The following is a 14,004-nucleotide window of genomic DNA, read 5'->3' on the forward strand; positions in this document are numbered from 1 at the left end:
AATCGGCTATACATAGATGAATAATTTTACGCATTTAGAACAACCAACAGGTCGCGTTATTGTGGTCGGCGGTAAGGAATATCTTTTTTTTGGTGGAACTTCCTATCTAGGGCTGGCGACAGATAAAGCATATACTTCTATTTTCATAGAAGGTATACAGCGCTATGGTATCAACAACGGCACTTCACGAAATAATAATGTGCAACAGGCCATATTTGATCAAGCCGAAGAATATGCAGCAAAGCGTTTTGGTTTTGAAGCAAGCCTGTTGCTCTCCAGTGGATATCTGGCAACGCAATTTCTTGTAAGAACCTTGGCAACCGAAGGAGAAGTATTGTATGCTCCTGCTTGTCACCCTTCTTTATGGCTAGATAAGAAGCCCGTCGCAACTGGGCATTTTGTTGAGTGGGCCAATGCAACGATCGAGTATATCAATCATTCAGCCCAAACATCATTTATCATCGTTAGCAACAGCTTGGACAATATGCGGCCAGAATTGTACGATTTCACTGTTTTCAATCGTATTGATCCGGACAAAAAGATTATACTCCTCTTAGACGATTCTCACGGAATAGGAGTTTTGCGCAAGAATAGCATTTCATTGGATAAAAGTATTTTTCAGCAAACTAATATCGAACTGATCGTCGTCGCATCCTTGGCAAAAGGCCTGGCAACAGATGCTGGATTGATTTTGGCCGATGGGGAACGGATCAAGTATCTCAAGCGATCAAACTTTTATACAGGGGCTTCTCCAAGTTCACCAGCGAGCTTATATGCATTTGTTCATGGAGAGCTGATCTATCTACAGCAATTCGAAAAGCTGCAGGATAATATTGATTCCTTCAAAGCCCATATGGAGTCTGGATTAAACGCTGTTGCTGATTTTCCGGTCTTTTCTTCAATGGATACGGGCCTTTATGCGAGGCTGATGAATGCTGGAATACTGGTTTCAAGTTTTCCTTATCCCCTCGCTACAGACCCTCTATTAAATCGGATTGTGGTAAACGCGCACCATACCAAAGCAGATTTGGACCAGCTGAGTCATGCAATTGGCATATATTGATTTTTATATGACAAGTAATAAGTCAACATCTTGTAAATTAGATAATTGTTTTTATTTTTGAGGTCTATTTAATGGTTGGTTGGACGCAATGTCTCGTTAATTGATTGTAAATGTTTGGCTTTTGGAAGCTTATTTATCAAAAAAGTATTTAAATAATTTCCATTACTCATTTTAAAACAATACTTTTGCATCCCCAAACATTAGTTGGCTTAAGGGTTGAAAAATAAATAATTACAGTAAAATAGATATGACTAAAGCAGAAATTATTGCAGAAATCTCTACCAAAACTGGCTTAGAGAAGGTAGATGTTCAAGAAACCGTAGAGGCGTTCTTTAAAGTTGTCAAAAACGCAATGATCGGAGGAGAAAATGTATATGTAAGAGGTTTTGGTAGCTTCGTAGTCAAAAAAAGAGCTGAGAAGACTGCAAGAAACATTTCAAAAAATACAGCAATCATTATCCCTGAACACTTTGTTCCTAGTTTCAAGCCAGCTAAAATTTTCGTAGAGAAAGTAAAGAATGGCAATAAATAATCTTTAAAGTAGATTAAAATGGCAAAAACCAAACAGATAATAGTAATAGGATCAGTAGTAGCCTTGGTTGCTGTGCTTTTAGCACAGCCTATTAAAGGTTTGGTGAACAAAGAAAAACAAACTGCTGCAGCATCTGAGTCGAAGCCTTCCAATGAAGTAAATTTGGAAAATATATCTTCGATGACAAAACAAGGTTTAGATGCTAGTTTAGTCAAAGAAATTTCCGATATTGAGGGCCAAGTTGCAAAAGCTTCTGGAGAGGATAAGATAAAGCTGTTGCAACAGTTGGCAAATAAGTGGGATGATGTCGCAAAACCAGCCCCTCAGGCTTTCATCTATGAGGAAATGGCAAAGGTTTCACCGAAGTTTGAATATTGGTTGAAAGCAGGTAATGCTTATCGTGCCGCTTATACAAATTTGCAAGATTCTACTTTAGCCCAAGCGTTAAATCAAAATGCTATTCATGCATATGAGGCTGCGTTAAAAGCGAATACAAGTAGTTTGGATGCAAAAACAGGATTGGGTGCCGCAATGGTGTCAGGAACGAACAACCCTATGGCAGGTATTGCCTTATTGCGAGAAGTCGTTGCTGCCGATCCTAAAAACTTAGAAGCAAACAAAACTTTGGGATTGTTTTCATTACAATCCCGTCAGTTTGACAAAGCTATCGAGCGTTTTAAGACCGTTATCGATCAAAAACCCGATGCTGAGTCATACTTTTACTTAGCCACAGGCTATGAAAATATTGGGATGAAAAAGGAAGCCGTTACAGCTTTTCAAAAAAGTAAGGAACTGGCAGCCGATCCTTCCCTATCACAATTCATCGATCGAAAGATCGCGGAATTGAGCAAGTAATTAATTTATTATTTTATAATCATTAAAAAATTTAGCTATGCCAAGCGGAAAAAAAAGAAAAAGACACAAGATGGCTACTCACAAACGTAAAAAACGTTTAAGAAAAAATAGACACAAGAAAAAATAGTCTTGTGATAAGCTTTTAAACATCTTGGCCCATTTTGCTGAGATAGCTTTACGAAACGATCTACATGTCTGTGAAGGGGATGTAGATTGTTTTTTTCGTAACAACGTTCTTTAAATGTTTAATCGGATACCCAAGATTGCGATAGGATATTGCATAGGTATCAAAAATGAGTAGCTTTTGGTAAAGGAATTAATTATCGATTCAACTCCTGATAAAGGGGTAACTATTGCTTTACTACAAGATAAGCAGCTTGTTGAACTTAACCGCGAGCCCGCAAATAATAACTTCGCCGTTGGGGATATCTATCTCGGACGTATTAAGCGAATTATGCCGGGGCTTAATGCAGCTTTCGTAGATGTAGGCTACGAAAAGGATGCTTTTCTACATTATTTAGATCTGGGTCCTCAAGTTCAATCTTTGCTAAAGCTTACGCGTATAGTGAAGAATGGCAGTTATCAAGAGAAACTGCTCAATAGTTTAAAACTTGAAAAGGATATCGATAAAGCTGGTAAGATCTCTGATGTCTTAAGCAAAAATATGCTCGTGCCAGTACAAATCGCCAAAGAACCCATTTCAACAAAAGGACCGCGTCTGAGCTCAGACCTTTCGATAGCGGGTCGTTTTGTCGTTTTGGTACCTTTCTCAAGTACTGTTTCCATTTCCAAGCGTATCAAAGGTAGTAATGAACGCAATCGCCTAAAAAAGATTGTCGAAGGAATTAAGCCAGCTAATTTTGGCGTTATCATTCGCACAGTTTCCGAGGGTAAGGGTGTTGAAGAACTACAACGTGACTTATTGGACCTGATCTCAAAATGGGAGCTATTTACCAAACGTCTTCGTAATGCTGAACCGCCTCAAAAGGTTCTTGGCGAAATGGATCGTGCATCCACTATTCTACGAGATATTTTGACAGACGAGTTTTCGCATATTTATGTTAATGATCCTTCGATCTTCGAAGAAACAAAATCATATATACACGATATATCTCCAGACTTGGAGAAAATTGTCAAACTTTATAAACATAAAGAGCCAATTTTTGATCATTTTGGAGTTGAAAAGCAAATCAAGGCAGCTTTTGGCAAAACTGTAACATTGCCGGGCGGTGCGTACCTCGTTATAGAGCATACCGAAGCCTTGCATGTCATTGATGTCAACAGTGGTAACCGTTCTGCTAATAAGGAGAATCAGGAAGACAATGCATTGCTGGTCAATATGGAAGCAGCAAAAGAAATTGCGCGTCAGCTGCGTTTGCGTGATATGGGCGGAATTGTAGTCATCGATTTTATCGATATGCATAAACCCAATCATCGAAAAGAGTTGTATACATTCTTAAAAGAATGTATGGTAGCGGATAGAGCGAGACATACAATTTTGCCTCCAAGTAAATTTGGATTGGTTCAAATTACACGTCAGCGCGTTAGACCTGAAATGAATATCGTCACAAACGAAAAATGTCCGGCTTGTGATGGTACAGGTGAAATCCGATCAAGTATTGTCCTCATGGATGATATTGAAAATAATTTGAGCTTTATTCTTCAAGAACAGAACGAAAACAAGGTGACCTTATGTGTTCACCCTTATATAGACGCCTACATTAAGTCTGGTTTGATTTCTAAAAGAATGAAATGGTTCATGAAGTACGGAAAATGGATTAAAGTAAATCCAATGACGTCATATTATCTAACTGAATTCCATTTCTTCAATGCGAAGGATGAAGAAATCAAGTTATAATAGAAAGAGATTAACGAAAAGGGTTAGTAGTGATACTAGCCCTTTTTTGTTTTTATATCATTGTATTGTTTATACCCAATGGATAATTATGCCGTCTTTTTCCATTTTGCGGAAGTAAGTCATTTGTCTTTTGGCATAGCGATGTATTTCTGTCTCCAATTTTGTGGTAAAAGCAGGATAATCGAGCTGTCCAAGGAGATGGAGTGACGCATATTTATACTCCAAACCATAGTATTGAAGTTGCTCGTGTGTAATACCTTCTGTCAAGAGCCCGCACACTTCTTCTAAGAAGCCTTCATTCAATCGTTGTTTTAATCTTTGGCTAATGTGTTCGCGTCTGATTTCCAACGGGGGATTTAATCCGATAACTATGCTATCTACTGCTTGTTGCTGGACGATGTGATCGGGGTGATTCTCTAAAAACGCTAATATTTCTATTGCTCGGATGATACGTTTTTTGGTCGAAAGATCGATTTGAAAGTTCACAGGTAGTGTATATTCCTGAAGACGCGCTAACAGCTCCGTCTCTGGATATGCAAGTAATGACTCCTTGAAGCCTTCGATTGATGGGATCAGCGCATAGGGATTTTGTTGGATTACACTTTGAATATATAAACCAGTACCACCACATAGGATGGTATGTTTTCCCTTTTCTAGAATGGATTGTTGGGCTTTACGGAAGTCAGCAATAAAATTTCCGAGATTGTAGCGTTTTCCCGGTTCATGTATGTCGATAAGATGATAGGGAATATCTTGGTATTCCGATAGATCTTTTCCCGTACCGATGTCCATCCTTCGATAGATTTGGCGGGAATCAGCACTGATGATTTCAGCATCAATGTGTTGGGCCAGCTGGACGGCCAGTTTCGTTTTTCCAGAAGCTGTAGGCCCTAAGATAACGATAACTTTCTCTTTTGGAACGGTTTGCTGTTCCAAAAGAGAAAGTGTATATTTTAATCTGTCTATCACAGAACAAATTTAGTCCATTTTTCTGTTCCTTCGTTATTTTTTACGACAGTATCGATAAAAGCCATGCCTCTTACGCCATCGTAAACTGTTGGAAAATCCTGTTGTTCAGCTGTAGGAGTTTTTCCTTCACGTTTGGCTGTAACTGTTGCCGCAAAATTACGGTAGATATTCGCAAATGATTCTAATAGCCCTTCAGGGTGACCCGCTGGTACACGGGTATTATGTGTTGCAAACGAACTCAACGTATAAGGCGCTGCATAAGCATTGCCTGTGCGATAAAGCTGACGAGGTTGATCAAGCATTTTGATAATTAAATTGTTCGGGTCCTCATTCGCCCATTCCAATCCACCTTTTTCACCATAGATACGGATACGAACAGCATTTTCTTCTCCGGCCGAAATTTGCGAAGCCATCAATACACCTTTAGCACCATTTTCGAAACGTAAAAGCACCGACCCATCGTCATCCAATAGACGGCCTTCAACAAATGTTGTTAGGTCTGCACATAGTTCTTGGATTTTTAAGCCCGACACATATTCCGCTAAATGCGCAGCATGGGTACCGATATCACCCATAACCAACGATTTACCAGAGCGTTTCGGATCTGCACGCCAAGCGGCTCCAGCATTACCCTCGCGTTCCGTTAAACGACTTAACCAACCTTGTGGATACTCAACAACAATCTTTCTGATCTTACCGAAGTGACCTTCTTTGACCATTGCTTTGGCTTGTTTAACCATTGGATAGCCTGAATACGTATGGGTAAGGCACAGCGTACGACCAGTACGTTCTACCGTTTCTTGTAATTCTTTTGCTTCTTCAACAGATACTGTCATTGGTTTTTCAACGACAACATCAAAACCTTTTTCTAGCGCTAATTTAGCGGGAGCAAAATGTAAAAAATTGGGTGTTACGATCGTTACAAAATCCATGCGTTCGCCTTCGGGAAGCAAAGATTCTTTTTCGATCATCTCTTCATAGTTTAGATAGACACGCTCAGGAGCTACAAATAAGTCCTCTCCAGATTGTTTTGAAATCTGTGGATCAATACTAAATGCACCACAAACCAGTTCAATCTTGCCATCCATAAAAGCAGCAATACGGTGTACAGCGCCAATAAAGGCATCGTTTCCGCCTCCGACCATACCCATGCGAAGTTTTCTCTTCATAACATTATTATTTTTGATTATTTATTTTTCAAACTTTTACAGTGTACAATATACACAATTTAGCTTATTTTATGTATAAAATCATCTTGGTGCTACCCATATTTTCTTTGGGAAAGCCATGGGGGAGCTGCTCCCTAAGCACCTTTAATTCATCTGTATTTCGATACGTATACCGCTTTGTTCCTGTGATCCAAAAGTTAATCGGTGCCGTAATTTCTTTAGCAACAAACCCAATTTTTTCGAGCGAAGAGTGTTGGCTCCAATCACGATCGGTGAAAGTCATAATGTCTCCTGGCGAGAAATCGCTACAAAAGGCTTTAATTAATTTGCTTAGGCCTCCTATAACATTAATACCTGTTTTATTACAAAAGCGTAATAATTCAAATGAGCGATAGTCTTCATCTTTATCCAGCATTCGGCGTCCTCCAGAGAATACCGCGACGGCAACAAGCTCTCCCTGTTCATAAAGGCCATAACGATACTTGCCGGGAAGAGCGGTTTGTAAATGATGTTCCACGAGGAACTGTAAACTCGTTCTTTTGTCGATCCGGGCAACTACAGTATTACGTGCGTAGATGCGTTTGTCATTTTTTGTTCTAGAAACAATGCGCCTGACGATCAAATCAAACTTTGTTATTAATTGGTCCTCATCGATATGAATGCAGGGGTCGGAAGTATCACGTCTAACGGATTTGTTATGAGGGTATAGTAAAATGTTAATTGCTAATTCCGGAGAGGATATTTGTATAAATCCATCATCCTGGCAAAGCCCTAATGGGGCTTCAAGGGCTTGCTCGAGCCTAAGCTTGAACTGTGTTGACAAATTTATAAACGAAGGATCCATAAAACAAAAGTAACTTTTATGGAAGTTTTGACGAAATATTCACTTTTAATAATTATCCGTACCTTTGTACACGAAAATATAATGGTGCTATAGCATCTCCTTGTTATAAAAGCTAAGATCAGGGGTATAAATTAGTCTGATATGATCTAAAATTTAATTGTGCTAAAAATACAAGCGGGACTAAATAACCGTTAAAAACAAACAATGTGTAATGAACTCACATAACAATGAGTATCGGCACTTATAAATAATTATTTACATATGAAACTTCCGATAGTGGCGTATGGCGATCCTGTATTAAGAAAGGTCGCTGAAGAAATAGATGAAGACTATCCAGATTTAAAAAAATTGATTGATGATATGTTCGACACCATGTATGCAGCTCATGGTGTTGGGTTGGCGGCTCCGCAGGTAGGCTTGCCGATACGTATGTTCGTTATCGATGCAACTCCTTTTGCGGAAGATGATGAAGAAAACAAAGAAATGCTCCAATCGTTCAAAAAAGTTTTTATTAACCCGATCATGGTTGAAGAATCTGGTGAGAAGTGGGCTTTCGGAGAAGGCTGCCTGAGTATTCCAGATATTAATGAGGATGTATTGCGTCACCGAAATATTCGTATCAATTACCTGGACGAGAACTTTGAAGAACACGAAGTGGATCTAACAGGTTTGGCGGCTCGTGTGGTACAGCACGAATATGATCATATTGAAGGAAAGCTCTTTACCGATAAATTGAGTGCGTTGAAAAAGACGATGTTGAAAGGTCGTTTGGATGCCATCTCGAAAGGAAATATTCGCGTAAGTTATAAAATGAAATTTCCTCAACAAAAGAAAAAGCGTTAGTCCACACTAACGCTTTTTCTTTTTTAATGGTTTTCAGCATATTAATAATTCCAGTAAGGTTCAAACATCGTCGTTTTTTTAATCATTTTCAACTGCTTCTTCCAGGATATTGAAAACAAATCGAGTCTCATGCATTTTGACCGGTTTCAAAGGAACGTACGCTTCCCAAGGGACGTGCTTTCACTCAATCTAAACGAGGTAAATATAAACGATATTTAACGGCAGTCATCCGTATCAAAAATACAACAGCTGCTCCGATAAAAGCCGCCCAGGAAATATCGAGATCAAGATGTACCAGCAAGATATACATTAGGCCACCACCTAAACAGGCCGTAGCATATACTTCTTTTTTAAAGATGAGCGGTGTTTCATTAAGTAGGACATCGCGTGTCATCCCCCCACATACTGCGGTGAACATTCCAAAGATAATGGCAGCATAGGTGTTGCTTTCGTAGTTGAGTGATTTTTGTACCCCAAGGATAGTAAAAAAGCTAATTCCGATGGCATCAAAAAGGGTCAATGTACGATAATAGCCATACAATTGTTTATTGAAGATAATGGCAATTAAAATCCCGAGGAAAATAGCGATGAGGTAATTGCTGTCATTGACCCATACCGGGCGCAGATTCAAAAATACATCCCGCATCGATCCGCCGCCAATGGCTGTCACAAAGCCTAAAAAGGCTGCCCCAAAAATATCAATATCTTTACGTTTTGCCGATAGGGTTCCTGATATTGCAAAAAATAAGGTGCCAAGCAAATCGCTTAGATAAAAATAGTTGGCATCAGTAATCATGGTGATTTTATTTAAATACGTATATTATATCTTTTATGCTGATGAAAATGCACTACTGCCAACATCAATCATGAAAATTTTTCCCTTTCAATGACAAATTTAGGAGAAATCTTGATAGTTTAGATTCACCGAAAGGCGAATAGCTTTCAAACCCGCGATTCCCTGTACATCCTCCAATTTTAAATGTTCGATGGCATGCTCAATGATGCCCATGTCGTATATTGCCTTTATACTCAACATGAGGTCCTCCAGGATTTCATCCGATAAATAGACAATAGCAATTTTATTGACCTGGGTAAGTCGTTCTTTGGTTCGCTTTATCCGAATTTTGTCTATCCTTTTTTTGATTATTTCATAACGGATATTGAGTGATCCCTCTACATCAAACCTCCGTTCATCTTCCCGGAAGCTGATATCAATGCTATGTGGATTGATAAAAATCAATTGTGTTGTTTCTAAAGCCAGAGGCAGAATATCCTTCGCATGGTAAGCTTTCAGCGCAATTCTTGCCATAGAAATAATTTGCTGACGCCTAAATACATTGATAAATTCGTAGCTAAATGGCTGTTGTGGCGTAATGGATTCGCCGATATAAATGTCATATTCAATACCGTCTGTCCTGAATTTCTGAAAATACGATGGGTAATTCCCCTGGATAAAGCTATTGAAATGGTCTAGTTCCTTACCGATCAATTGATTGATCTGGCGTAAAGAAGTTTCAAATTCATTCCTATAAAATTCACCGGTTTCTCGATTGGTGAAAAAATGCTTCGCGTAATGTTCAATCACCTCTATTTTTGACGGAAATTGCTTTCTGGCTTCTTCTAAAAATGGCTGTACATCTTTTCTAAAAAACTCAATAATCTTGACCATAGACTCATCAAACGAAATACGGTCAAGAGATTCTGTAATTTGATCAACACGTGCTGAAAAAGTCATGATCAACTTGTGTTTTCCATCTAAAGAGAGTTCATCAATAAGCATTGCGAGCTGTTTGACCTTGAAGCTAAAGTCTTTCAGAATGGAGGCGTTTCTTATGATAGTGGAGTCTTTGACATCGACAGCACCATAGAGCGGATAGACTTCTTCAAATACAACCGCTTTGATATGTGCATCCGGGCTGTCGTTTTCCAGTTCCTGGATATACTGGGCCGCTATATGGTTAAATTTCCACTGAACCGAAGGCTGTATGGTCGTAAATCGGTTGATGATGATATCGTCGATACGTTTTTTAAATTCTAGCGTAATATCCTGAGATAATTGTGATAAAAGCGGGACCAAAGAACTTAAGGCTTGCATTGTCTCATTGTCGAGCTGATCTTGTTCACGGCTGTATATTTCCAATATGCCTGAGAGGGAATGATTATGGATAAGTGGAATACACAGATAGGTCGTTACGCCCGAGTGGCCAATCCGCTCGTCAAAAATGGATGTGGTATTTCGGAGGCCATTCGTTTCATTATTGGTATAAAAGATCACATGCGGATGTTTTAGGTAGCCCGCAAGTTCAGGATTGATCTTGAAGGGTTTATTTGCGGAATACGCTTCGGCAATCAAGATGCTCTTATTGTTGATTGAATAATCGAAAAATGGTACCCCATTTAATTGGAATAACGGAAATAAACTAAACACGGTATCAGCCCCTTTTAATAGCGGTGTAATGATTTTCTCTAAATCAGCTAAAAAGAGATGATAATTGTATGTCGGCAAGTCCAAAAGAATGGACTGAATACGGCGTAAAATATGTTCCGTACTGGTCTTTCTGAAGGTTACAATACTAAAGCCCGATAATTCAAAATCTTCCAGTTTAACAGTATTGATAACGGTGTTCCAATCAAAAAGCGAATCACTCGGATTTTCCGATAATCGTCCTATATCAAGGGCAGGCAATGTTTTTTTTGCCTTGATCTCCACAAATTTGAAATCGATGTCCAAATCGTAATAATCGACGATCTCCCCCTTATCATTGAGTTGATGGTAAACAATACTGCTGTTCTCATTGGAAGAAAAGCCATAGAGCCGCTCGAAGATGAGAGTATAAAAGAGCTTTTCTTGATTAGTAAGAAGGCTGCCGGTAGGCATCTTCCCTTGAATTTCTTGCTCCACAAGCTGATGACTAGCTAGGTCGAAAAAGGCTTCCGTGCCATAGAAGGCTTCTTCTGCTAGGGCTGTTGTGAGTGCCCAATATCTTTTTGGAGCAGTGTCAAGCAACGATACGGAGAGGCTATAAATCAATTGCAGAATATCTTTATAGGCATTGAGGTTATGCTTGCAGAGTTTACCGTTGAGATGCTCTATTTCTTTGATGCGTTCCAGCGCAAACAAAGGAATCATGTCATCCGATGAAGTGCCATTTTCAATAAAAGACTCCAGGTATTTGAAAAATGGTTCAAAGTCTAGCCTGCCATCATACGTATTGGCCGTTTTCGCCGTTGTGAGTTGTACTTTCTTTATCTCCATAGATCGAAAATTTTAAAAGCGGAAACCTGTGCTGAAATAGGGATACCAGCCTTCATTGGATTTCGTCATGACAAAATGCAAAGGAAGCGCATTGGCGACGATGTAATAAATGCCACCACCCACACCTTGATGAAACTTATCGCTGTTATAGCCCTTTGCCCACACTTTTCCAAGATCATACATACCCATTAGTCCGAATTCACCCGGAAGAACATAGCTTTTGACATCAATTACTTTGATACGAGCCTCTAGGTTATTGTAAAGCATCTGTTGCCCTGCAAATCGGTACTGGCGAAATCCTCTGAGATTTTCATGGCCGCCTAGAAATAGATATTGATAAAATGTAGGGTTCCCGACAACGGTGCCCCCTCCTGTTCTATTGGCAAATATAATACCTTCATTAAATGCACTAAAATAGCCCGTCATAGCAGCACTTAACTGCGCTGAGTTTTTTGAATACTGATTGAGTCCAAAATAAGAATTCAAAGCGGCTTCAATATATAGCCCTTTACTTGGGTTAATCTTTCGATTACGGGAATCTTGCGTTAAAAAGGCATTGATACCTGCAAAAGCTTTGTCTTTGGTAATCGATAAACTATCGTAAGAATGTAAAGCTTGGGGATTTAAAATAAATCGATCTTCATTTTCAATCGGATCTAAGTGGTAAAATTGGATATGCGGACCTACGGCAAAGTTTAATGTAGCTGAAGGTTTCCACCGTAACTGTGGATTGATATTGAAAATATTGAATCTACTTCTGTAATATTTTGCACCATACTGTTCCTTTAAGAAGAGCGAGTTATTACCTACGCCGAAGAAATTCTGGGTGTTGTCAGGAGCCTTTGCTAGTGCATCGACAACAAGATCCGCATCTCCGACAACAGCTATCCATTCGCCTCTATAGCGGATTTTATAAGCTCCGGTTCGGAAGGCTGTTGCTACAGTAAGTTGTTGCTTATACGTAAAAGGGCTTTTTCTAAATCCACGCTGATGTGTGTAAGCAGCCCCTAGCCCCAGCGAAAAACCGTCATCAGCATTATAGCCCGCAGTCACCAAGGGTAGCCAGGTGTTGTACAGGTTTACAGGAACAAATTGCGTGTTGGTACTATCTTGTGCATAATGAAGCTTTATTTTGTTCTTTTCACCCAGTAAAGTGGAATTTTTGGTGTTTTCGTAAAGCTGTATTTTCGATTTGCTTTGGTTGATCACATAAGTCTTTGGCGTGTTATCGCCAATAATTCGGAGTTTTATAGGAGAATTTGTGTTATCGATGACAACAGAGTCTTTACCTTCAGCCAAATAGAGGCGAATTTCTTTTGTCAGGGAATCTTTATAGGTTTTGTCCATCAATGCTTTGGTGACTTTACCATCTTTATTGATCTTCGAAACTTTGACTTTTAAGTTTTTATTTGCTGTGCTGTATATTTCTACTTTTTCGTTTTTGTCGCTAAGATGAATATCGACAATGTTATTAATGAAATTGTAATACTCTTCCATCGCCATGGGAAGTGCATCACGACGGCTTTGAAGTGTTTTAAAAATTTGCTCTCCACGAATAGTAATGGACGATTGCGGTAGGCTATGTACCGACTCCCATAATACCGAATCTGTGAGACGTGCTACAAATTGCTTGACCTCTTTGGTCCATTCCTTGTGAGGAAGCTGGTTGCTCGGATGAGCATTTAAAAAGCGTGATTTAAATAAAGAATAGCGAATATCGGGAATACCGGTCGTGAAACCTTGCATGACTGGGTTGACAAATTGCTGATAGATATCTTTCATTAGAAAACCTTGTGTGACACGCAGTGCCTGATCCCGATCGCGGGGAATAGGAATATAGTCTTTATCGTGATCTGCGCTATCCTGATTTTCATTGTACCAACGCCATTGATCCTCGTGTCGATCCCAGTCGCTTACCAGTACATCCAGCATTCTTGCGCGGAGATATGCCTTAGCCTTAAAGTTATCGTCGTTATCTTCCTGTAGTTTTCGTACAGCTTTTGGGCTGTTGTCTGAATCACCAAGAGGTTCGCGTTCTTCTAGTAAAGCCACCGTATGCTCAAAAAGCGGCGCATATTCACCCAATATGCTGTCTTGTGCAACAACGCCGATGATTGGATGGGCATGTGGGACGTTCACGGCATTTGCCAAAGCCGGGATCATAAGCGCGGAATAGGGATGCTGCGCGCTAGTGGCATCGTCCAAGACATCCTGTACAAAGGTGCCATGTAGCTCTTCTGGTATAAGGGATTCAGTCCTTTTATTGACTGATCGTAGGGCCCATTCCCGACCGCTTGAATCTGTAAGTCGTAGAGAAACCGATTGCATCCCGCCCCCTTGTTTGACAGGACGCAGTCCCCCGTATAAGGTTGAAAGTTGGAGCAAAGGTAAGGTGGTTTCTGCAGCCCATTCTTTGCGGTAGTTTTCGCCAAGGAAGAACTTTTTGAATTTACTGGCTTTACCATATTTTGCATTTGCAACGATACTTACACTGTCCTTGATGACGGTTTTAGCAAAGGACTTACCCTGGTGTGCAGGTGACTGTGTATGTTTTTGTTGTGAATAAACATGACTAGCAAGAAAAATAAGAAAGAATGGTACAACCTTTTGCATGC

At 39.7% G+C, this 14,004-nt stretch carries 11 protein-coding genes; 5 read left to right on the forward strand and 6 right to left on the reverse strand.

What is annotated here, in order from left to right; all coding sequences use genetic code 11:
• Positions 1-16 precede the first annotated feature (16 nt).
• The 4 genes from OK025_RS08095 (at position 17) to OK025_RS08110 (ending at position 4,308) form a co-directional block, all read left to right on the forward strand.
• Positions 17-1,063, forward strand: a complete 1,047-nt coding sequence (locus OK025_RS08095) for an 8-amino-7-oxononanoate synthase (RefSeq protein WP_317669045.1) — start codon at positions 17-19, stop codon at positions 1,061-1,063.
• Positions 1,064-1,310: 247 nt separating this feature from the next.
• Complete coding sequence (locus OK025_RS08100) at positions 1,311-1,595, forward strand: HU family DNA-binding protein (protein WP_046673299.1); 285 nt, start codon at positions 1,311-1,313, stop codon at positions 1,593-1,595.
• Between the two features lie 18 nt (positions 1,596-1,613).
• On the forward strand, positions 1,614-2,450 hold the full coding sequence (locus OK025_RS08105; protein ID WP_070562796.1) for a tetratricopeptide repeat protein: 837 nt from the start codon (positions 1,614-1,616) through the stop codon (positions 2,448-2,450).
• A gap of 304 nt (positions 2,451-2,754) precedes the next feature.
• On the forward strand, positions 2,755-4,308 hold the full coding sequence (locus OK025_RS08110) for an Rne/Rng family ribonuclease (protein WP_317669046.1): 1,554 nt from the start codon (positions 2,755-2,757) through the stop codon (positions 4,306-4,308).
• Positions 4,309-4,377: 69 nt separating this feature from the next.
• On the opposite strand, the gene miaA is transcribed toward OK025_RS08110, so the two are convergent.
• The 3 genes from miaA to OK025_RS08125 form a co-directional block, all read right to left on the reverse strand.
• Positions 4,378-5,277 (reverse strand): tRNA (adenosine(37)-N6)-dimethylallyltransferase MiaA, encoded by a 900-nt coding sequence (gene miaA / locus OK025_RS08115; RefSeq protein ID WP_317669047.1) that lies wholly within the window; start codon positions 5,275-5,277, stop codon positions 4,378-4,380.
• Positions 5,274-6,446: a Gfo/Idh/MocA family protein gene (locus OK025_RS08120; RefSeq protein WP_075990358.1), complete on the reverse strand. Its 1,173-nt coding sequence runs from the start codon at positions 6,444-6,446 to the stop codon at positions 5,274-5,276. The genes miaA and OK025_RS08120 overlap by 4 nt, the downstream gene beginning before the upstream one ends.
• 64 nt (positions 6,447-6,510) lie before the next feature.
• A complete protein-coding gene (locus OK025_RS08125) occupies positions 6,511-7,290 on the reverse strand; it encodes a hypothetical protein (protein ID WP_317669048.1) in 780 nt (259 codons plus the stop codon).
• A 261-nt stretch (positions 7,291-7,551) separates the two neighbouring features.
• On the opposite strand from OK025_RS08125, the gene def reads away from it, so the two are divergent.
• Positions 7,552-8,133 (forward strand): peptide deformylase, encoded by a 582-nt coding sequence (gene def / locus OK025_RS08130; protein ID WP_317669049.1) that lies wholly within the window; start codon positions 7,552-7,554, stop codon positions 8,131-8,133.
• A gap of 184 nt (positions 8,134-8,317) precedes the next feature.
• Here the strand turns inward: def and OK025_RS08135 are convergent, their stop codons facing one another.
• The 3 genes from OK025_RS08135 to OK025_RS08145 form a co-directional block, all read right to left on the reverse strand.
• Entirely contained in the window at positions 8,318-8,929 is a 612-nt protein-coding gene (locus OK025_RS08135) for a trimeric intracellular cation channel family protein (RefSeq protein WP_317669050.1), read from the reverse strand.
• Positions 8,930-9,028: 99 nt separating this feature from the next.
• Positions 9,029-11,389 carry a GAF domain-containing protein gene (locus tag OK025_RS08140; RefSeq protein ID WP_317669051.1) on the reverse strand — a complete coding sequence of 787 codons (2,361 nt, stop codon included), beginning with the start codon at positions 11,387-11,389 and terminating at the stop codon, positions 9,029-9,031.
• Between the two features lie 12 nt (positions 11,390-11,401).
• Positions 11,402-14,002, reverse strand: a complete 2,601-nt coding sequence (locus OK025_RS08145; RefSeq protein WP_317669052.1) for a hypothetical protein — start codon at positions 14,000-14,002, stop codon at positions 11,402-11,404.
• Between the last annotated feature and the right edge of the window lie 2 nt (positions 14,003-14,004).

Source organism: Sphingobacterium sp. UGAL515B_05 (genome assembly GCF_033097525.1).
Lineage (GTDB): Bacteria > Bacteroidota > Bacteroidia > Sphingobacteriales > Sphingobacteriaceae > Sphingobacterium.